A 21,267-nucleotide genomic window follows, 5' to 3' on the forward strand; every position below is an offset into this window, starting at 1 on the left:
CGAAGTATCTACGGATATGAAGCAACTGATACCAGGCTTCCAGGAAAAGCCTCTAAGCTTCAGGTTATATGTGGCCGTACCCCAAACCGACACAGGTGGTCGGGTAGAGGATACCAAGGCGCTTGGGAGAACCCGGGTGAAGGAACTAGGCAAAAATGTACCGTAACTTCGGGAGAAGGTACGCTGTGAGCGGTGCAATCTGCACAGATGAAGCTGCACACAGCCGCAGATAAATGGTGGCTGGGACTGTTTAACAAAAACACAGCACTCTGCGAACCTGAAAGGGGAAGTATAGGGTGTGACACCTGCCCGGTGCCGGAAGGTTAAATGATGGGGTCAGACGCAAGTTGAAGCCCTTGAGTGAAGCCCCGGTAAACGGCGGCCGTAACTATAACGGTCCTAAGGTAGCGAAATTCCTTGTCGGGCAAGTTCCGACCTGCACGAATGGTGTAACCATGGCCACGCTGTCTCCACCCGGGACCCAGTGAAACCGAAATCGCTGTGAAGATGCAGTGTACCCGCGGCTAGACGGAAAGACCCCGTGAACCTTTACTGCAGCTTGACACTGAACCTTGAACCTGTTTGTGCAGGATAGGCGGGAGACATTGAAGTAGAAGCGCCAGCTTTTATGGAGTCAACCTTGAAATACCGCCCTGACATGTTTGAGGTTCTAACTAAGTACAACACATACGAGGACAGTGTCTGGTAGGCAGTTTGACTGGGGCGGTCTCCTCCCAAAGGGTAACGGAGGAGCACGAAGGTCAGCTGATCACGGTCGGACATCGTGAGGTCAGTGCAATGGCATAAGCTGGCTTGACTGCGAGAGGCACATCTCGAGCAGGTGCGAAAGCAGGTCATAGTGATCCGGTGGTTCCACATGGACGGGCCATCGCTCAACGGATAAAAGGTACTCTGGGGATAACAGGCTGATACCGCCCAAGAGTTCATATCGACGGCGGTGTTTGGCACCTCGATGTCGGCTCATCACATCCTGGGGCTGAAGTTGGTCCCAAGGGTATGGCTGTTCGCCATTTAAAGTGGTACGCGAGCTGGGTTCAAAACGTCGTGAGACAGTTTGGTCCCTATCTACCGCGGGCGTTGGATGATTGAGGGGGATTGCTCCTAGTACGAGAGGACCGGAGTGAACGCGCCTCTGGTTTACGGGTTGTCATGCCAATGGCACGGCCCGGCAGCCAAGCGCGGAACTGATAACCGCTGAAAGCATCTAAGCGGGAAGCAGGCCCCAAGATGAGTCATCCCTGAGCTTTTAGCTCCTAAAGGTTCGTTGCAGACTACGACGTTGATAGGCTGGATGTGGAAGCGCAGTGATGTGTGAAGCTTGCCAGTACTAATTAACCGTGAGGCTTGGCCATACAACCCCGGAGGGCATGGACATTTAAAGACCTCTTTATACTCAAGAGTTAAATCAGTTTGTTATAAGTTTTTTACAGAATTTGTCTGGCGACCATAGTGCTGTAGAACCACCTGTTCCCTTTCCGAACACAGAAGTGAAATGCAGTTACGCCGATGGTAGTGCAACGTACGATTGTGCGAGAGTAGGTCATCGCCAGGCTAACCTTTTAAAAGAAGCCATCTCATCTGAGGTGGCTTTTTTGTTTTCTGCAACATTACTTTTTAAAGTATTAATTTTTAATTTTGTCCCATTATTGATTTTTATGTCCCAATAATTTATTATCTGATAAAAGAGGGGATATCATGAAAAAGCAGTCTATCTTAAATCTCATTCGTTATTACAGTGATAATAATGACATAGGTTTTAAAAAACAAGCTTATGCAATTGCAGATGAGTTTTCAAAAAATGGTGATGTAGAACTTGCCCAATATATCATGACATTACTCTCTACAACAGGTGTTTTAGTACCTCAATCAACCGATGAGGAGATTGTATTATCATCTTTTTTTGAAAAGATTAAACCATCATCTGACTCTCTTTTTTTTCCAGATAGCTTAATTCAGGATTTACTGGGAGTTGTAAATGCTGTTAAAAGAAATATTGGCATACATAAGTTTCTTTTTCACGGAGCCCCTGGTACAGGTAAGACTCAAGGTGTCCAACATTTAGCAAAACTCTTGCGGCGTGAAACTTACACTATAAATTTCACTAATATTTTAGATTGTAAACTAGGGCAGACTCAAAAAAATATTCAAACTGTATTTAAAGAGATCAATTGCTTCCCTCAACCTAATAAAATAGTTGTTCTTTTTGATGAAATTGATGCCCTTGCTATGGATAGAATAAATGCAAATGATTTACGTGAAATGGGTAGGGTTACCTCCACTTTATTAAAAAATTTTGATACTTTAAATGAGGACATTGTATTAATCGCAACAACTAATTTATTTTCTAATCTAGATAAAGCTTTGATTCGTCGTTTCGACTCTACAATTGATTTTAATAGTTACACAAAAGAAGACTTAATAGAAATTGCACAGAGGTTTTTAGATTTTTATTTATCAAAAATAAAGGTATCTAATAAGAATATTAGAGTCTTTCGAAAAATTTTGAACTTGTATAGCAAGATACCATATCCAGGTGAGTTAAAAAATGTTATTAAAACAGCAATTGCATTTAGTGATCCTGATGATGGATATGACTACCTTCGTCGTCTTTATTATGCGGTATGTAATGAAAAGCCAGATAATATAAAAAAATTACAGGAACAATGTTTTACTGTAAGAGAAATTGAAATTCTAAGCACCAAATCAAAAAGTTCAGTTTCTAGAGAATTAAGGAGTATGCTAGCAAATGCATAATATATTGCAGTTAAAAGGTGATCTATCAGCAAAGCCAAACGCATCAAAGCCAGGACCTTTGACCATGAAAAAAGGTCAAACTGTATGTGCTTCGCATTTAGACAAGCTCTCAGCTGACATTGCTGGCGTTATATCTTATTGGAACACCAAGCAGTCTGTGCTACGAGACGTGTTCATAACTGCTTACCACAACCGAATTGTTCCTAAAAGTAGTAGATTAAGATGTCTTTTCTCTAGTAATTCAGCGGACAACCCATCTAATTATATGTGTGGAGCCAAGTTTAAGAAGATTGGGGATAAAATGTGTCACGTTTTTACATATTATGTTCCTATAAATATTCTAACCAAGGCTCAGAACCTACTTCTTAGAGTAGCACAGATTATAAGAGAAAATTTTGATAGTGGAGTTATAACTTCTGATGAGTTTAACTCTATAAGTAATAATAGTTTAAAAATTGATATGCAGGATATCTCAAAAAGTACATTTTTAAAAGTACTGCTTGATGTAACCTGTATAGATATTTTTACAGTAGAAGAAGGCTCTATGCTTACTGCTGAGGATGTACTAGTTACCATTTATAAAACAGAAGTAGGAATTAAAGAACTTCTATCCAATTTAAAAATAAATATTTTAGATGATAAAATTTTTAACGATACAACTTGTAAGTTATCTCAGAGAGAATACTCCAAACTTGTAGAAAGTGCACCATATTTAATTGCAATGAGTATATCTGATTTCGTCAGATTGACAGATGACTATCTGGCAGATCAATCAAATGAAGATCAGATTCAACAAATCCCGTCACCGACAAATGAGCCTATAATAGGAGTGATTGATACACAATTTAATAAAGAAGTATATTTTAGTGAATGGGTAGAGTATATAAACTTGCTTGATCCAAATGTAGCATTATCCGAGAAAGATTATATTCACGGTACAGCAGTCTCTTCTATAATTGTAGATGGTCCAAAAGGAAATAAAGACTATGAAGATAATTGCGGTAGGTTTAGAGTAAAGCACTTTGGTGTTGCGGTTTCAAATGGATTTAGTTCCTTTTCTGTGTTAAAGCATATTCGCAAGATAGTAGAAGAAAATAGTCATATTAAGGTTTGGAATTTGTCATTAGGATCAGTTGATGAAATACATGAAAATTATATTTCTCCAGAGGGGGCAGAGTTAGATAAAATACAAAATGAATTTGATGTTATTTTCATTGTAGCTGGAACAAATCAAACAGATGCTATGCAAAAGAGAATTGGAGCTCCAGCTGATTCTTTAAACTCTATAGTTGTCAATTCTGTAAACTCTAAGGGACAGTGTGCATCATACACAAGGACAGGACCTGTTCTTTCTTTTTTTTATAAGCCTGATGTAAGTTATTATGGAGGAGAAAGTGTTTCAGAACGAAAACCAATGGTTGTTTGCTACAATAATTTGGGAGCTGTAACAAGAGTTGGAACTTCATTTGCTGCACCATGGATAGCAAGAAAAGTAGCATTCTTGATTTATAAAATGGGTTTATCTCGCGAGTTAGCTAAAGCACTTATTATTGATTCTGCTGCACAATGGAGCAGGAAAGATGATATAAGCTTTAGTAAAGGCTATGGAGTTGTTCCTAAAAAAATTGAAGAAATTGTTCAAACAAGAAACGATGAGATACGATTTCTTATTTCAGGAAGAGCTGAGGAGTATACAACATATAACTATAATTTGCCTGTACCTTTTGAAGGAAATGGTCACCCATTTTATTCAAGATTAACATTAGTATATTTTCCTGAGTGTAATAGAAATCAAGGAGTAGACTATACCACTACAGAACTTGATATTAATTTTGGAAGGGTAAAGCATAATGTTTATAATGGTTCAATGAAAGTCGATATTGTATCAATAAATGGAAATCCTCAAAATGGTGATGGGGCTGAAAAATTATATGAAGAGGAAGCTAGAACTCTTTATAGAAAATGGGATAATGTAAAATTTATCTGTGAAGAGATAAAAAAAATAAAAAAACCAAAGAAAAAATATACTGAACATGGATCTTGGGGTATTAAAATCACATCTAAAGAGCGAAATTCTAGCAAGGAAAAGCATCCATTAAATTTTGGGCTTGTTATAACTTTAAGAGAAATGAATGGTAAGGACAGATATCATGATTTTATTCAGCTCTGTCAGTCACGAGGATGGCTTGTTAATGAACTCAACATTGATAATCAACTTAATATTTACGCTCAATCTCAAATTGAAATTGACTTGGAATAGATTTGTCTTTTTACAAGTTTTTCATGGTTAAATTAAATGATACACTGATATCAATTATGGCGAAATTATAAGAATGTGTCACATCACATTTAATTTCAGCCGATTATTAAAAATATGAGTCTACCTCATATGTAGTTCTTTAAAAATTTATCAAACCACTATTTTTTGTCCAATAGATGTCCAAAAGCCGACTTTATTGGTGATTGGGATATATTTAGGGATATGGCTTTACCACTGAGCAGCAGTGGTTGATGTTGTGTATGGACTTATTCAGAGTGTCCAAAGAACTCAATCAGACGATGCAGAGTATAATCAAGAGGTCTGCTTCTGAATTTTTCAGCAATACTCTTAAAGGTAGGTGGGCGTCCTGAGTTATCGGTATTAGCGCTATTCCTTATAAAGGAGTGGATGTTGTGCACTATTTTATTTATGCCCACATGGTTGGCAATTAAATTATCGTTGCATGACTGTAGGTCGTCCTGGGCTAAAGAGCCACAGTCAAGGTGTCCATGATGGTAAGTCTCAATTGCCCAGTACTCATCAATACTCCGCGCAATCTGATGTAGTGTTGATTCTTCACCATACTGCAGAGAGCTTATATAGTATCGGGTGTTAGATGTGCTGCTAACCTCTTTACCATTAATGATTTTTGATGTCGCCTTGGTATACATCACGATAGTGTTGATATTAGCGTATAAGCCTCTGACCTCATCGCTAAGAAGAGAGCCGTCCAATATGGATATCTCAATCTTTTCTTTGCGAGAGTGCCCTGTTTCTTGCCTACTTACAGTTAAAGCATCCTTAGCCAGCGATGAGGAAAATATCTCAGATAACGCCGCATTTAGCTTTTTCCTGATATTCTTTTTGATTGGCAGAAGATAATCGCAACCTTTCTGAGTTATAAGCTTTGCAATATATGGCGTGCTGTTAAGAGCATCAGCCATAATTACCGCATCTTTTATTTCAGTGGTCGAGAACATCTGAATAAAGGCAAGGCCTTCGTTATTTTTCTTGTTCGTCAGATAGTAGTCTAAGGCCAGCTTTTCAGTGCAGTTATATAGAGTAACAGCAATCTTCTTTTTCCTGCGACTCTGCTCTCCTTTAACAAACGTGCTTATCAGCTCCTGTCCATCAAAGGCTAGAGTATTTTTTATTGGAAGTACAATTCTTTCACTGTTTTTAGCCTCTTCTGGCGTATTCATGGCTTTTGTTACAGCGCGAGGTATTACACCAAAGAACTCAGTAAAAAACTTACTCATTTGCTCCTGATCAACCATACGTAAAACTCTGTTTACACTGGCAGGAGACAAAGAATGTTCAGGATCAGGCATACCATCGATTAGTGCGTGTAGCTGAAGATAATTTTGATTATAAAATTCAGCAATCTCATTTGCATCGGTTCGCCCCTGCAATTTTGCAAACAGTATGACACACAACACAACGTCCAAGGTATAGACCAGAGAGTTTTCACTTCGTGTATCTATAAAGAGCCTTCTGATTTTTTGCTGAAAATTAAGAATTTGATCGAGCTTTGATGATTTAAGTCTCTTAAGCATTTTTTGCAAGGACAAAAATTCAATCTCAATGTCATCTTCAAGCTTCTCTATTTCATAATCAATATCAAATTGATTTTTAGAGAATTTATTAAGAGTCTGATTAATACGCCTATTTCTGTATTTTTCTTCAAAGGACAATGATGCCTTAGGTATAGCAGATCTGGAACGCGATCTCGCTACAACATCTTGTAATCCCTGTGAAACCTGAAATACAGTCATAAAAACCAAAACGAAAGTTAAACTTTCATTATTTGATCAGAATCACGAAAATAGCACAAGCTATTTTATTGAAGTTTGATCCTTAGCTCACAAAAATATTTAAAATGAGATTTATAGCAAAAAACCAATAGTGGTTAGATAGATTTTTAAAGAGCTACATAATCAGGGTAGACCTGATTAAATTTTAACTATGGCCTTATTATAAAATGTGATGTGACACATTCCCGTAATTTCGCCATAGATATCAGTTTCACTGGATATTTAGTCGTATTTATATCATCGCAAGTTTTTTGTGTTATAAACATAAAGATATTATTTAGTAAAGCAACGCTTATAAATGTATTTTTGAACTACATTAAGTTAAATATATTATTACAACTGACAATACTAAAGGCTTTATACACCTTTATTATGACTCTCTTAAGTATCCTGAAGCACTTGCCACCTTGCAACTGGCTGTAAAACATGAAAAAGAACTGATAGATAAGGCCAAAACTAGTGGCATACATCTTAGTAAGGCGCAGGTTGCTAAAATGACAAAGTTTCATGATGCTCAAATAGATGCACAGAAGGCTATAGGCTAGACATTTACCTATAATCCTGATAAGTTTTCAAGGGCTAAAAGTCTTATAGGCTGGTTTGTTCTGTTTACTTGTAATGAAGATATAGATAGCGAGCAGGCATTGAAGATATATAGCATGAAGGACTCTGTAGAAAAGATATTTGATGCTTTAAAACATGATCTTGACTGTAAGCGACTTAAGACCCATAGATCAGACACATCTAACGGTAAGCTCTTTGTTATATTTATAGCTCTTATTTTGCACACATGTGCAAGTAAGGCATTGAGAGCTCTTAAAAATGATGAACCTAATCGCTTTAGAAAATTGACTTACAAAGGTCTTATAGATGAACTTGATGATATTACCATTGAGAAAAAAGGTGATAAGTTTACCCTGTCCAAGGCTTTAACTTTTACACAAAAAGAGATCCTGAAGGCTTTAGACGTTGATCTGTCACAATTTGAATTGGTATAGGGCTGTATACAGCACTATATATTGAATTTAGGTTAAAAGCCAGATACATTAATCAATTTCTATCACACAATCAGAATAATTTCCTTACCTATTTTAAAGTATAAGCCTATGATAATGAAGATTGGAGTGATCCACTCAGGCCGTTGTTTCGTATTTTTAATCATAAGAATAAAAAATAGTTAAGGAGATATATGTCAGATCACAACTCAAATCTCATCGATCGTCCAAAATCTGGCGATGAGGCAGATCTATTAGGTGTTAATCGCTATATAAAAGCACTTTCCAATTTTTTAAGTCATGCCAGCATGCCTACTACTATAGCCATTCAAGGTGAATGGGGCAGTGGTAAGACCTCAGTAATTAATTCTCTTCTCTACGAACTTTGTGATACTGCAAAAGCTCCGGATAAAAACAAGGTATTTCATGGAATATTCCTTAATATGTGGGAGTATTCACTACTGCGCACCCCTGAGGAGTCAATTGAGTCAATTATTCGCGGTTTGCTAAAACAGGTATCGCTTTTTATCGAGTTACACGATCGCTCCAATCCTGCCGTTGATGCCCTTAAGAAAATCTCCAAGTCACGTCTGTTTAAAGCTGCTCTGACCGGTGGTAAGGTAGCAACCTCACTAGCAGGGGCTAGTGCTGTTAATTTTGCAGTCGATAAGATAGGTGAAATGTTAAATGGAGAAAGTGAGGAAGAAGAATTTAATCCGGCCGAATTTCGTGAGCAGGTTGCAAGATCTATAGATGAGTGTCTGCGTTTAGATCGCGAGGATGGAGATCAAAATAAGCGTGGTTTTATGATCTTTGTTGATGATCTTGATCGCATCAATCCAGAGTCAGCAGTTCAGATCCTTGAGATGCTTAAGAACTTCTTTGAGGTTAACTGCTGTATTTTTGTTCTGGCCATTGACTATAATGTTGTTGTTAAGGGACTTAAGGCAAAGCTTGGTAATAAAGATGAAAATGATGAGCGTGCATATCGTTCATTCTTTGACAAGATTATTCAGATGCCTTTTACAATGCCTACAGAGCGCTACAAAGTTGGCGATTACATTGGTGCATCACTCAAAAAGATTGGCTATTGCTCTGAGGAAGATCTGCATGTTAAGGTAATTGACAAGGAAGGTGAGGAAAATGATCGCACCTACATACAGGCAGTAGCTGAAATTACAGCTAATAGTACAGGTAGTAATCCTCGCTCAATCAAACGCCTGCTTAATACTCTTTCCTTGCTGCAATATATGTATGAGCAGGATAGTGCTGACAGTGAAAATTTCAATTCATCAGCCAAGACTTATGTAGAGCAAGTCATCAATTATGCATTTGTCTGCATACAGATTGCATATCCAGAGGTATACAGACTTCTTGCTAAAGAGCCAGTTTATACAAGATGGGATCGCGATACGGCTGATGAATTTAAGATAAATAGCTTTGATACTTTCTACACATCCTGGTGCAAGAGTAATGATCATGAAGAAGATGCTCCAAATGAAAAGCTCTATCAGGCCATTATAACTGCCTATTGCAGGCAGGGCTCTACCTGGCTGCAAAATAGAGTAAGCTCCATCATTAATATCCTAGTTATGATAGAGGAACTCTGTTCTCTAAATAAAAAAGATTTTGATCTAATCATTCCTGCAATTATTGATATGTCATCTGTTACAGCTGTCAACACAGAGGATGATAAGAAGGTTAAAGTCACACTTACCAAGGGTCGTCAGACCTTGCTAGACTTCTGGGTCAAGTTCCAGGATACTGCGTTTGAAAATGAAGAGTTTGCTCAGCTGTTTAGAAGACGTAAGCCACCAACCGATTACTGGCTGAACTTCTTTACAGGTAATGGCAGCTGTAAGATCAGCGTGTCTAACTCACTGCAAAAGGGTGAGGTATGTATATACGTAAGTATTTCAAGCCGTGAGATTTTCAATCTTACCTTAGAGCACAAGGATGAGATTCTAGCTCAGGTTGGCGAGCCATTTCAGTGGGTATCATTTGATGATGTTTCAGCCTCTGGCGGAAAGGGAAAGACTGCCTTTATTCGCATTTATGTGAAAAAAGATCTTAATAATCGTGATGCCTGGTATGAGGCCTCACAATGGATTGCAGCCACCATGGTTTCAATGCGCAAGGCTCTTTCTCCATACATTGACAAGAAATAGTTAAGAAAATAAAGCTGCACATCTACAAATTGGCAGCTAATTGACTGCTATTTACACTGACAAAATGCAGGGCCTGGCTCTGCATTTTTCAACTGCGCCTGTCAGTTTTCTTTTATATTAGGTAAAACTGCTATACATCAAAGTTAAAGTCTTTAGAGAGCTTATTGTGTCAGCACTATATCAAGTATGTACAAGGCACAAGGTAAAACCTGCACACAAAAACTGCTTGCAGTGATGATATTTATGATCCTTTACATTTAAACAACTATTTTTAGATACATCAATTTTCTCATGTCTTAATAAATACAGATTTTTCATGAGTTTTCAAAGCTGTATACAGAGTGATAAAGATTGATGCTATCTGTCATCTGCTTGCATATTTATCACTATCAGAGGCTGTAGCTTTGCTATAATAGGTGCAGTTATTATCAGAGGTTTTAAGATGTTAAAGTTTTTTGCGTCATGTCCTTTAGGCCTTGAGGGGCTGTTATTTAATGAAATTGTAAGTCTTAATATAGCCAAGGCCAAAGAGACAACAGCAGGTGTCTCATTTGAAGGCACTATGGAAGATGGCATGAGATTATGCCTGTACTCCCATTTTGCCTCACGTATTTTACTTACCTTATCCACCTTTAACTGTGAGGATGATACCGATCTGTATCTTGGCGCCAACGGTATTGCCTGGGAAAATTACTTTACATCAGATAAAACTATCTCTGTTGAGTTTTCAGGTACCAATGACAAACTGCGCAATACACAGTACTCAGCTTTAAAGATTAAAGATGCCATCTGTGACAGACTGGTCAAAGCCTATGGCAGCCGTCCTGATGTAGATAAGCACAACTCTGATGTACGTATTTATGCCCACCTTCTAAAATACGGTGAGGCCACCATTACTTTAGATTTAAGCGGCTCTCCTTTACATCAAAGAGAGTATCACCGCGGTACAGGTATTGCTCCTTTAAAGGAAAATCTGGCAGCTGCCATGGTGGTAAGAGCAGGTTATGACAATTTTAACTTTATAGATCCAATGTGCGGCTCAGGTACACTGCTTTTAGAGGCCGCTCTGTATGCTACAGATACAGCCCCGGGCCTTAAACGCAGTCGCTTTGGCTTTTTACATCTTAAAGATTTTGATGAGAACAAATGGCAGGAAATGCTCTTTGAGGCCAAGGTCAGATCAAACAGAGGCCTTAAAAGCGCTCTTGAGAAAAATATCTGCATACATGGCTTTGATGCTGACTCAAATATGGTATCAATTGCGCAGCAGAATGCTAAAAAGGCAGGCTTTGGTGATCTTATAAAAGTTTCAGCCTGCTCAGTTGCAAAGATGTACAATCCTTTTGACAATGATCTGCATGTCACCTTAGTTACCAATCCGCCATATGGTCAGAGAATGGGTAACTTCAATGAGCTTATTGCTCTTTACAGCGATCTTGGTCTTAAGATCAAGCAGAATTTCAAAGGCTCAAGAGCTGCCATTATCTCAACCTCAACAGACTTGCTCTCATGTCTGCGTCTGTCATATGACAAGAGCTACAAGCTCTATAACGGCTCGCTTTTATGTCAGTTAAGAGTATTTGAAATTGATGACAGCCGCGATATGGCAGGATCAGAGGGTTCAGCAAAAGATGAAATTGCTGTAGATTTTGCCAACCGTCTTGTCAAAAATCTAAAGACACTGAACAAGTGGGCTGAGGGTGTCAATACTGATGCCTATCGTGTCTATGATGCCGATCTGCCAGATTATCAGGCCTGTATTGATAAATACGGTCCATACTATGTAATTCAGGAGTATGCAGCTCCATCATCTGTCTCTGCCAATATTGCAAGACGCCGTGTGCTTGATATGATTGCCGCCACCATAAGAGTGACAGGCTCTGATGGTGAACATGTGGTGCTAAAAGAGCGTGAAAGACAAAGAGGTAGCAGTCAGTATGAAAAATCTCAACAGCAAAAGCATGACTTTTTTAGTGTGCATGAGGGCAGCATCAACTACAGAGTCAATGTACATGACTACCTTGATACAGGACTGTTTTTAGATGCAAGGCCTATACGTGAAAAAATCAAGGCCTTAGCCTCTGGCAAGGATTTTTTAAATCTCTTTGCCTATACAGCATCTGCCTCTGTGGCTGCCGCCATGGGCGGTGCTTTGAGCACTGTATCTGTTGATATGAGCCGCACCTATCTTGAGTGGGGTATGGAGAACTTCAGGCAGAACAATATTGATCTTGCCTCCCATGATTTTGTGCAGGCTGACTGTCTTGCCTATATTTCAAATCCTACAGATAAGAAGTACGATTTAATCTATATAGATCCGCCAACCTTCTCAAACTCCAAGCGTATGGAGTCAACCTTTGAGGTGCAGCGTGATCATGTGGCTCTTTTATCCAACCTTACAGGTCATCTAAAAGATGGCGGCAGTATTATTTTCTGCACCAACAAGCGCAATTTCAATATTGACGGTAAGAAGCTTGCCCTCTATGGCCTTGAGTTTGAGGATATTTCAAAGGCTACCATTCCACGAGATTTTATGCGCAGACAGCAGATTCACTCCTGCTATATTCTTGCCTTTGATGAGTCTAAAAAGCAGCTTGATCCTGTGCCTATTGTTGAGCAGAAGGCTGTTCCTAAGTGGTCTGGATCTGTTAAAAAGAGCAGTTATAGCAGCTCATCTTTTGACAGAAACTCAGATAGAGGCTCTGACCGAGGCTTTAACAGAGATAACAAAGATAGAGACTTTAACTCACGCAGCAGCGCCTATGGCGGCAGACAGAACAGATCAAAGGGCTTTAAGGTAGGCTCCATGACCTTTAATAAAGATGGCAGAATCAATTCTGATTCACGCTCTGACAGATCTGAGCGTCGTCCTGCCCGCAAGGCACGCGTCTGGGGCCCTGTTGACAGTTAGGATAGACAGATGGCTTTAATTACTTTAAATGAGGCAAGCCTGGCCTTTGGCGATGAGGCCTTGCTTGACAAGGCTGATTTTGCCCTTGAGGAAAATGAGCGCGTCTGCCTTGTAGGACGCAATGGTACAGGCAAATCATCACTTTTAAAACTCTTATGCGGCATCAATACCTTAGATGACGGGCGCATGATTGTAAGACAGGGGCTTAATATTGCCCGTCTTGAGCAGGATCCGCCTGATCTAAAGCAGGGCTGTGCCTACAATATGGTAGCCATGGCCTTAGGTGAGTGCGGAGAGCATTTAAATAATGTCTTTAACGGCACAGATACAAACGGTGAGTCAGCAGCCTATCTTGAAAAGCATGATATGTGGTACAAGGATGGAGTTATAAGAAAGGTTTTAAATAAACTCTCCATAGATGTTGCCACACCACTTGAGTCCTTATCCGGCGGCTGGATGAGAAAGGCGGCTTTAGCCCGTGCCTTGTCATTGGAGCCTGAGGTTTTGCTTTTAGATGAGCCTACCAACCATCTTGATATTGAGACTATTGCCTTTTTGGAGCAGTATTTAAAAGGCTTTAACGGAGCTATTGTCTTTATCTCCCATGACCGAGCCTTTACGGACTCTCTTGCCACACGCATTGTCGAGCTTGACCGAGGCAAGCTTTATTCATACCCAGGCCGCTTTGATAAATATATTGAGCTTAGGGATGAAAGACTGCGCAAAGAGGAGCTCTATCGCAAGGAGTTTGACCGTGTGCTTGCTGAGGAGGAGGCCTGGATCAGACGAGGCGTTAAAGCCCGTCTTGCGCGCAATGAAGGTCGTGTGCGCGATTTAAAGCAGCTGCGTGAGGAGCGTGCCGCCCGTCGTGACAGACAAGGTCGCGTCAAGATGCAGGTAAGTGAGGCTGAAAAGTCTGGCAATATAGTCTTTGAGCTTAGCGGCATCAGTGTTGACTATGAAGGCACAAGAATTATTGATAATTTTGCAGCTACTGTCATGCGCTCTGACAGAATTGGTATTGTAGGTCCAAATGGTGCTGGCAAAACCACATTGATTAAGGTGCTTTTAGGGCAGCTAAAGCCTGATGAGGGCAAGGTTAAAGTAGGCTCAAATGTTATCTATCAGTATTTTGATCAGTATCATGAGACACTAGAGCTTGATAAGAGTGTAGCTGACAATGTGGCCGAGGGCCGTCAGGATATTACCCTTGGTAACAAGACTTTACATGTTATATCCTATCTTAAGGACTTTTTATTTACAGCCCGCCGTGCGCTCTCTCCTGCCTCTGTTCTCTCAGGCGGTGAGAAAAACCGTCTGATGCTGGCGCGCATGTTCTGCAGACCATGCAATGTGCTTATTTTAGATGAGCCTACCAACGATCTTGATCTTGAGACTTTAGAGCTTTTAGAGGATCTTATTGCCTCATTTAAAGGCACAGTTATAGTCATAAGTCATGACAGACGCTTTATTGACAAGGTGGCCACCGAGACCTGGGTCTTTGATGGTAAAGGGCATATTGAAACTATTGTTGGCGGCTGGTCTGATGTGCTTGCCTACTACAGACGTGTCGAGCTTGAAAATGCCTCAAAAAATACTGCTGTAACTAAAACTTCTGTCAAAGAGGGTAAAGAGGGCAAACGTGCAGCTCCTGCTGTAAATGATAAAAAAGGCTTATCTTTTACACAAAAACATGAATTAGAGCAGCTTCCTGATAAAATTGATGAGCTTGAGCAGGCTCTTTCGCAGCTTGATGAGAAGATTGCCGATCCTGCCTTGTATCAGGATGGCAGCGACAAGGTTAAGGAAGTTATGCAAAAGCGTGATGAGCTGCAGTCTGCGCTTGATGATCTGTATAGTAAATGGGAGGAGCTTAGTGCTCTTGAGTAGAGATAAATATGCGCGAGAAAATTGATCTGCATTGTCATACCAATATATCAGATGGTGCTCTAAGTCCTGAGCAGATAGTCTCAAGAGCCATAGGTTATGGTTTAAGTCATCTGGCTATAACCGATCATGATACAGTAGGAGCCTATGACAGAGCCTGCGTGCAGGCACAGGGCAGCGACCTTACTGTAATACCTGGTATTGAGATTTCAACAACTTTTAACAGCGTGCAGATTCATATTGTAGGTCTGTTTTTAGATACAAAAAATCAAAAGCTTTTAGATCTAATTAAAAGGCAGCGTGTACAGCGTGAAGAGAGGGCTGCGCTTATAGGGCACAAGCTTGAGAAGCTGGGCTTTAAGGATGCTCTTTTAAAAACTCAGGCCATGGCCGGAGATAACGCTGTTATCACCCGTGGCAATTATGCAAGATATCTCTTTTCAACTGGACTTTTTGCTACGCAGGATGAGGCTTTTAACAAATACCTTAAAAAGGGTGGCAGAGCCTATGTCAACACACAGTGGATAAGTGTGGAGGAGGCCTGCTCAATTATTGTTCACTCAGGCGGTGTGGCTGTGCTTGCCCATCCTAAGCGCTATACTATGACTAACAGCAAACTGCGTCTTTTAATTGAGCATTTTAAAGAGGCAGGAGGTATGGCCCTTGAAGTGTCATCCTCACAGCAAAGTCCTGCTGACAGAGACTATTTGGCCTCATTGTGTGAGCGCTATGAGATGTATGGCAGCGTAGGCTCTGACTTTCACAGTGAAGGGCCATGGCGCGATCTTGGACTTAATTTAAAACTGCCTGAGAAGGTAAAGCCCGTATGGACACTGCCACAGGCACAGGCCTTTGGCTTTTAAAATATAAAAGAGGTTTTTATGTTATATTCAACAGCTTTGGTAACAGGAGCATCTGCAGGTTTTGGCAGAGCTATATGTAAGTCACTTGTCAAAGATGGTTTAAAGGTCATAGCCTGTGCCCGTCGCGAGGATAAACTGCAGTCCCTGCGCGATGAGCTTGGTGAGGCTCTTTTACCTGTGGTGCTTGATGTAACAGATAATGAGGCCATTGACAGGGTACTGTCCTCACTGCCTGATGGCTTTAAAGATATTGATGTGCTTGTCAACAATGCTGGTCTGGCTCTTGGTCTTAACAAGATACAGGATAGCACCATGTCTGATATGCAGATTATGCTTGATACCAATATCAAGGGTCTGGTGGCTATGACAGCTGCTGTAAGTAAATCAATGATGGCAAGAAACAAGGGCTTTATTATCAATCTGGGCTCCATTGCAGGAGACTGGCCATATACAGGCGGCAATATCTATGGTGCCAGCAAGGCCTTTGTAGCTCAGTTTAGCCGCAATCTAAGAACAGATTTTCACGGCAGCGCCATAAAGGTCTGCTGCATCAAGCCAGGTCTGTGCTCTGATACTGAATTTTCCTATGTTCGCTTTGCAGGTGATGAGGGTAGAGTCAAGGCTACCTATGACAATGTTGAGGCTATAACTCCTGAGGATATTGCCTCATTAGTCTCCTACCTTGTGTCACTGCCACGTCATGTCAATATCAATGATATTGAGATGATGCCTGTAGCTCAGTGCTATGCAGGACCTGCTGTAGTCAAGGGCGATATATTTACTAAATAAAGGATAGTTATAAAGACTCAAGGCCACTTAAGTGGCCTTGAGAGTAAGAGCTATTCTTCAAATGGGGCAGGATCACCACCACCTACACGACGGATAAGAGGCACACCATCCTCAAAGCGTATAACAGTGGTAGGCTCTGTGGTAAGCACTCCGCCATCGACAATGACATCAACAAGCGATCCTATCTTGTCATTGATCTCCACAGGATCATTCTCAGCCTCTTCACAGTCTGGCATAATAAGAGAGCAGCTCATCAAAGGCTCTCCAACCTCCTCCATTAAAGCCTCAATAATGGCACCTCTAGGTACGCGTATACCAATAGTTTTTCTTTTTTCATTCATTAAACGGCGCGGTACTTCCTTGGTGGCCGGCAGAATAAAGGTATAGGCACCTGGTGTATTGTGCTTTAACAGACGAAATTCATTGTTGCCGATTTTTGCAAATGTTGATAATTCAGACAGATCGCGGCAAAGCAGGGTAAAGTTGTGATTTTTTGAAATCTTTCTTATGGCAATAATACGCTCCATGGCGCTTTTATCGCCTAGTGTGCAGCACAGAGCATAGGCTGAATCTGTTGGAATCACAGCTACACCGCCGTTTAGAATAATCTCGCTGGCCTGTTTTATAAAACGGCTCTGCGGATTGTCAGGATGTATACTGATAAATTTAGCACTCATATAAATTCCATGTTTTAAAAGTATGCCAGCATCTAGCTATGGCACATAAAAATAGAGCCGGAATTACAGCTTCCGGCCCTTTATTATAGTATAAACTTACTGTTTGTGCTCGTATTCTCTGTCAACACGCAGCAGTGTGCAAGTCTGCAGATTTAGCTTTTTATCACACTCAAGACTTACATAATAGCCATCACCAGGAGCCACCTCCATTGGATTGCCATTCTTGTCGCACAAGGTAGCTGCATTGACATCAATTCTGCCCTGTGGAGTATAGATTATAAGTTTTGATTTTGACTCAAAACGGTTTTTAACCTTGATAAAGATCCTGCCGTTCTCCTGTTTGTCAACCTCACCTACAATCTGCCAGGCACCAGGATTTGGAGAGTTGGTCTCATACTCCTGGGTCTCATCAGGACGATGCGGCTCTAAAAGACCTGTGGTGTAGGAGCGGGCAGGGATTGAGTTTACAATCTCATAAGACTCATGAGGGATCTCACCGCCATCTGCAATTGAGTCAATGGCAATTCTGTAGGCACGTGACATGGCGCCTGCGTAAAATGGCGATCTGGAGCGGCCCTCAATCTTTAGAGAGTCAACACCTATTTCCATAAGGCGTTTGATAAGAGGCAGGGCGCACAGATCCTTTGAGTTTAAAAGATATGAGCCATGCTCATCCTCCTCAATTGGCATCCACTCGCCTTTTCTTTGTGAAGTCTCTTCAATCTCGGCAGTTATGGAGCGTACATTAAAGCCCCAGCGGCAGGCATTGTTGCAGGTGCCGACATTGGCATCGCGGCGCGAGAGCATGCCAGAGATTAAACAGCGTCCTGATACGGCTATACATAAGGCGCCGTGCACAAAGACCTCAAGCTCCATGTCAGGACACTCATTGCGTATCATCTCAATTTCATTTAAAGACAGCTCACGGGCTAAAATTACACGCTCAACACCGATTTTCTGCCAGAATTTGACAGTGCCTGAGTTTACGCAGTTGGCCTGTACTGACAGGTGCACAGGAATTTCAGGATGTCTTTCACGGGCCTCCATTATAAGACCAGGATCGGCCATAATAAAGGCATCAGGCTTTAGTGTCGCCACCTTGTCAAGATCAGGGGTAAAGGCCTTGGTTCTGCGTACATGAGGAATAACATTAAGAACAGCAAAGAATTTCTTGCCATGCTCATGGACAAGATTAATGCCTCTTTGAAAATCCTCTCTTTCAAAACCGTTGCCGCGTACGCGCAGTGACCAGCGGGGAATACCGGCATAGATGGCATCAGCACCATAGGCAAGTGCCATCTGTAGATGTTTGTAGCTACCTGCCGGTGCTAATAGTTCAGGCTTTTTCACAATCAAAAATCTCTACAATTGAATCAATAAGTGAAGTTAAAATGTCAGATTGCAGAATAAGGTGCGACTGCATGTCAGCAATGGCATCCTCACTCTTTTCAGGCAGATTCTTTTCAAGATACTGATCTTCAGGGCGCATACGCTTGAATGAAAGATCGGATCCTAAAACAAAACTGATGCTGTCCTCAAAGGTCAGCTGAATATCGGTTATAACCTTGCCAGCTTCAATATGATTTAATACCTCATCAGAGGTTAAAAGCTCACGGCTGACTTTAACCACGCCGCCTTCATCATCACCGCTCTTTAAGGTGGCATCGCCGCCTAAAACAAAGATCTGAGGCAGAGCTGCATCCTTGACCCAGGATGTCATTCTGTCTTCAATTACACAGCGTGGCTGAAAGGAGCGGGCCGGGAAGGTTCCAGCAAAGGCCTCGCGCAGCATGGCTATGGCCTTTTCACTTCTTTTTGCTGATGAGGCTGCTACTGCCACATAGCCTTTATCTGAGTTGACATAGACTAAAAGATCGCGTCTTGTGGCAAAGGCTACAGCTAAAAGTCTATTGACAAGAGCTGTCTTAATAGTTGAAATTTCATTTTTTCTAAGTTCACGACCAAGGCTTGCCTCTTTCTCCTCAATCTCATTTTCAAGCTCATTTTTAATCACAGAGCTTGGCAGCAGTTTGCTCTCTTCTGTAATATTAAAGAAATGGTGATTGCCATAGGAGTAGGTATAGACATCAGCATAGCGGCCGAAAATAGGAGAAAAGCCTAGGGTGGCAAGCTCCTGTGCCTGACATGGCTTGAAGGCCTTTTGTGCAATGGTCTGTTCTAAAAGCTCATCGTTTCTTAAAATCTTTTTATGTTCATCACTTAGCTCAACGGTGTAAATACGAGCATTTTTAAACCACATAATCTCACCTAATCATTTAAAAATAAACGCGTGTATTTTATCAAATATTCTAAGATCTTAATGTTTATGATTAAGAATAATTATTAATGCAGGCACAATCTTTTAAAAAAGGGCATGACCACAGAGCAAAAAGGGTGGCTGCTTTTATAAAAAAAGATAATAAAGATCTGTTATTAAAGATAAAAGGTGTCAAAGACAATATCATGCCTGACATGAGGCATGATATGGCTCAGATAATTCTGCCAAGTTTCAGGGCAGCGTAGAGTGTGGCTGCAAGGGCAATGATACCGCCTACATAGCCTATATAGTCAATGGCCATATAGGTACTTACAGCACCGCCAAATAATGTGCCGCAGCCAATACCTAAATTGAAGATGCCAGAGAACACTGACATGGCAATAGCTGTGCTCTCCTGTGAGGACTGTTTTATAATCTCAGCCTGCAGTGCCACATTAAAGGCTGTAGCACTCATACCCCATATGGCAGCTATGACAATAACACCTGCAAAGCTTATGGTGGAGGCATGTAATAAGATAAGTGATATGGCAATAAGTGCTGTTGAGCCTGTAATAAAAGCCTGAGGCTTTTTATCATACAGGCGCGTGAAGAGCATACTGCCGACAATACCAAAGACACCAAAGATAATAAGACTTGAGGTTACAGCATCATCAGATAATAAAGCCACCTGCTTTAAATAAGGCTCAATATAGCTGTAGCTTGTAAAGTATGAGGTCGATACAGCCAGAGTTAAGATATAAATGCCAATAAGAGCTCTGCTCTTTAAAAGCTCTGGCAGTTTCTTTAAAGAGAAGGTACTTCTGTTCTCAAGCTTTGGAAAGACAAAGGACAGATAGACAATAATAAGAAAAGACAGTATTCCCACGCAGATAAAGGTCATTCTCCAGCCAAGTGACAGACCAATGATACGACCTAAAGGCAGACCGAAAATCACGGCCACACTTGAGCCTGTAACTATCATACTAAGGGCAAAGGCCTTGTGTTCAGGGGCTATGGCGCGCACAGCCATAGGGGCTGCAATGGACCAGAAGATGGCATGCGAGCAGGCTACACCTATACGCGAGAGCAAAAGCACCATAAATGATGGGGCCATGGCTGAGGCAATCTGACTTGCACAAAAAACGCCTATGACTATAAGCAGGAGCTTTTTAAACTCCATTTTGCACACAAGCAACATCAGTGGCAGTGACATAAGTGTCACCACCCAGGCATAGATAGAGATCATACTGCCGGCTAATGCCTCTGACATGGTAAAGTCTCTGGCAATATCTGTCAAAAGGGCTACAGGCATGAACTCTGAGGTATTGAAGATAAAGGCAGAGCAGGTCATGCCAAGTACTGGCAGCCATTCTTTTAAGGTTATTTTTGCACTCATTTTTGTTTTCTAGCTGTAATTGATTGCTAAAGTGGTGTACAGGATCTGTTGTGGCCAAGGTTAGCTGTGTCTGTGTTTTCAAGGCTTACAGGCTGCATCATAGCCTCCGTACAGCGCCCGTGAATTTTATCAATAAATGTTGATCTGTATCATAAAAAGCAGATTAACAAAATTTAAGATGTTGATATTAAGAGTAAAAAATTTTTTCATGTAATGTGCACAAAAATTGTTCTGTAATGTGCACAAAAACAGATCTGAGTGTGCAAAAAATCAAAGGTAGTTTTTGGAGCTTTAAATCATACCTTGAGCTTGGAGCTTTTAATACAGGGTATAAACCATGCTGTGCAGATACAACATTGTCGTACAGTCTCAAGGTCCTAGGCCTCTTTTGGAAGAATTTTTAAACCAAGAGGCTCAATAATGGTAAAACTTTAAAAAAAGGGCCTTAAATGATATAATTATACAATTGTGTCAG

General features: G+C 40.8%; 13 protein-coding genes and 2 rRNA genes (1 of these 15 only partly in view). 10 read left to right on the plus strand and 5 right to left on the minus strand.

The window, feature by feature from the left end:
* The 4 genes from DRZ93_RS01005 to DRZ93_RS01020 all read left to right on the plus strand — a co-directional run.
* Positions 1 to 1,373 (plus strand): 23S ribosomal RNA (locus DRZ93_RS01005) (it extends 1,508 nt beyond the left edge of the window).
* Positions 1,374 to 1,457: 84 nt separating this feature from the next.
* Positions 1,458 to 1,573 (plus strand): 5S ribosomal RNA (rrf, locus tag DRZ93_RS01010).
* A 143-nt stretch (positions 1,574 to 1,716) separates the two neighbouring features.
* The gene (locus tag DRZ93_RS01015) at positions 1,717 to 2,775 is read left to right on the plus strand and encodes an ATP-binding protein (protein ID WP_113745546.1); all 1,059 of its coding nucleotides are present in this window, start codon (positions 1,717 to 1,719) and stop codon (positions 2,773 to 2,775) included.
* Positions 2,768 to 5,035, plus strand: a complete 2,268-nt coding sequence (locus DRZ93_RS01020) for a S8 family peptidase (protein ID WP_113745547.1) — start codon at positions 2,768 to 2,770, stop codon at positions 5,033 to 5,035. Before DRZ93_RS01015 ends, DRZ93_RS01020 begins: the two co-directional genes overlap by 8 nt.
* Before the next feature lie 266 nt (positions 5,036 to 5,301).
* Here the strand turns inward: DRZ93_RS01020 and DRZ93_RS01025 are convergent, their stop codons facing one another.
* Positions 5,302 to 6,810, minus strand: coding sequence for an ISAs1 family transposase (locus tag DRZ93_RS01025; protein WP_113745529.1), 1,509 nt, complete (start codon positions 6,808 to 6,810; stop codon positions 5,302 to 5,304).
* 698 nt (positions 6,811 to 7,508) lie between these two features.
* Between DRZ93_RS01025 and DRZ93_RS01030 the strand changes: the two genes are divergently transcribed.
* The 6 genes from DRZ93_RS01030 to DRZ93_RS01055 all read left to right on the plus strand — a co-directional run bounded on the left by DRZ93_RS01030 (position 7,509) and on the right by DRZ93_RS01055 (position 16,462).
* Positions 7,509 to 7,847: a hypothetical protein gene (locus DRZ93_RS01030; RefSeq protein ID WP_113745548.1), complete on the plus strand. Its 339-nt coding sequence runs from the start codon at positions 7,509 to 7,511 to the stop codon at positions 7,845 to 7,847.
* Positions 7,848 to 8,038: 191 nt separating this feature from the next.
* Positions 8,039 to 10,012, plus strand: coding sequence for a DUF4268 domain-containing protein (locus DRZ93_RS01035; protein WP_113745549.1), 1,974 nt, complete (start codon positions 8,039 to 8,041; stop codon positions 10,010 to 10,012).
* A 442-nt stretch (positions 10,013 to 10,454) separates the two neighbouring features.
* Positions 10,455 to 12,923: a bifunctional 23S rRNA (guanine(2069)-N(7))-methyltransferase RlmK/23S rRNA (guanine(2445)-N(2))-methyltransferase RlmL gene (gene rlmKL / locus DRZ93_RS01040; protein WP_113745550.1), complete on the plus strand. Its 2,469-nt coding sequence runs from the start codon at positions 10,455 to 10,457 to the stop codon at positions 12,921 to 12,923.
* A gap of 9 nt (positions 12,924 to 12,932) precedes the next feature.
* Complete coding sequence (locus DRZ93_RS01045) at positions 12,933 to 14,813, plus strand: ATP-binding cassette domain-containing protein (RefSeq protein ID WP_113745551.1); 1,881 nt, start codon at positions 12,933 to 12,935, stop codon at positions 14,811 to 14,813.
* 8 nt (positions 14,814 to 14,821) lie between these two features.
* Entirely contained in the window at positions 14,822 to 15,673 is an 852-nt protein-coding gene (locus tag DRZ93_RS01050) for a PHP domain-containing protein (protein WP_113744307.1), read from the plus strand.
* 18 nt (positions 15,674 to 15,691) lie between these two features.
* A complete protein-coding gene (locus DRZ93_RS01055; protein ID WP_113745552.1) occupies positions 15,692 to 16,462 on the plus strand; it encodes an SDR family NAD(P)-dependent oxidoreductase in 771 nt (256 codons plus the stop codon).
* A 50-nt stretch (positions 16,463 to 16,512) separates the two neighbouring features.
* Here the strand turns inward: DRZ93_RS01055 and DRZ93_RS01060 are convergent, their stop codons facing one another.
* The 4 genes from DRZ93_RS01060 to DRZ93_RS01075 all read right to left on the minus strand — a co-directional run bounded on the left by DRZ93_RS01060 (position 16,513) and on the right by DRZ93_RS01075 (position 20,792).
* Entirely contained in the window at positions 16,513 to 17,139 is a 627-nt protein-coding gene (locus DRZ93_RS01060) for an L-threonylcarbamoyladenylate synthase (protein ID WP_113744309.1), read from the minus strand.
* Positions 17,140 to 17,235: 96 nt separating this feature from the next.
* Complete coding sequence (locus DRZ93_RS01065; RefSeq protein WP_218564232.1) at positions 17,236 to 18,489, minus strand: U32 family peptidase C-terminal domain-containing protein; 1,254 nt, start codon at positions 18,487 to 18,489, stop codon at positions 17,236 to 17,238.
* Positions 18,476 to 19,399: a recombination-associated protein RdgC gene (locus DRZ93_RS01070; RefSeq protein ID WP_113744311.1), complete on the minus strand. Its 924-nt coding sequence runs from the start codon at positions 19,397 to 19,399 to the stop codon at positions 18,476 to 18,478. Before DRZ93_RS01070 ends, DRZ93_RS01065 begins: the two co-directional genes overlap by 14 nt.
* Before the next feature lie 229 nt (positions 19,400 to 19,628).
* The gene (locus DRZ93_RS01075; RefSeq protein WP_113745554.1) at positions 19,629 to 20,792 is read right to left on the minus strand and encodes a sugar transporter; all 1,164 of its coding nucleotides are present in this window, start codon (positions 20,790 to 20,792) and stop codon (positions 19,629 to 19,631) included.
* Between the last annotated feature and the right edge of the window lie 475 nt (positions 20,793 to 21,267).

Source organism: Anaerobiospirillum thomasii (assembly GCF_900445255.1).
Lineage (GTDB): Bacteria > Pseudomonadota > Gammaproteobacteria > Enterobacterales > Succinivibrionaceae > Anaerobiospirillum_A > Anaerobiospirillum_A thomasii.

Coding starts and splice junctions, on each gene's coding strand:
- rlmKL (WP_113745550.1), top strand. CDS start 10,455: ATGTTAAAGTTTTTTGCGTCATGTCCTTTAGGCCTTGAGGGGCTGTTA.
- DRZ93_RS01030 (WP_113745548.1), top strand. CDS start 7,509: ATGAAGGACTCTGTAGAAAAGATATTTGATGCTTTAAAACATGATCTT.
- DRZ93_RS01035 (WP_113745549.1), top strand. CDS start 8,039: ATGTCAGATCACAACTCAAATCTCATCGATCGTCCAAAATCTGGCGAT.
- DRZ93_RS01020 (WP_113745547.1), top strand. CDS start 2,768: ATGCATAATATATTGCAGTTAAAAGGTGATCTATCAGCAAAGCCAAAC.
- DRZ93_RS01015 (WP_113745546.1), top strand. CDS start 1,717: ATGAAAAAGCAGTCTATCTTAAATCTCATTCGTTATTACAGTGATAAT.
- DRZ93_RS01075 (WP_113745554.1), bottom strand. CDS start 20,792: ATGAGTGCAAAAATAACCTTAAAAGAATGGCTGCCAGTACTTGGCATG.
- DRZ93_RS01055 (WP_113745552.1), top strand. CDS start 15,692: ATGTTATATTCAACAGCTTTGGTAACAGGAGCATCTGCAGGTTTTGGC.
- DRZ93_RS01060 (WP_113744309.1), bottom strand. CDS start 17,139: ATGAGTGCTAAATTTATCAGTATACATCCTGACAATCCGCAGAGCCGT.
- DRZ93_RS01025 (WP_113745529.1), bottom strand. CDS start 6,810: ATGACTGTATTTCAGGTTTCACAGGGATTACAAGATGTTGTAGCGAGA.
- DRZ93_RS01045 (WP_113745551.1), top strand. CDS start 12,933: ATGGCTTTAATTACTTTAAATGAGGCAAGCCTGGCCTTTGGCGATGAG.
- DRZ93_RS01050 (WP_113744307.1), top strand. CDS start 14,822: ATGCGCGAGAAAATTGATCTGCATTGTCATACCAATATATCAGATGGT.
- DRZ93_RS01070 (WP_113744311.1), bottom strand. CDS start 19,399: ATGTGGTTTAAAAATGCTCGTATTTACACCGTTGAGCTAAGTGATGAA.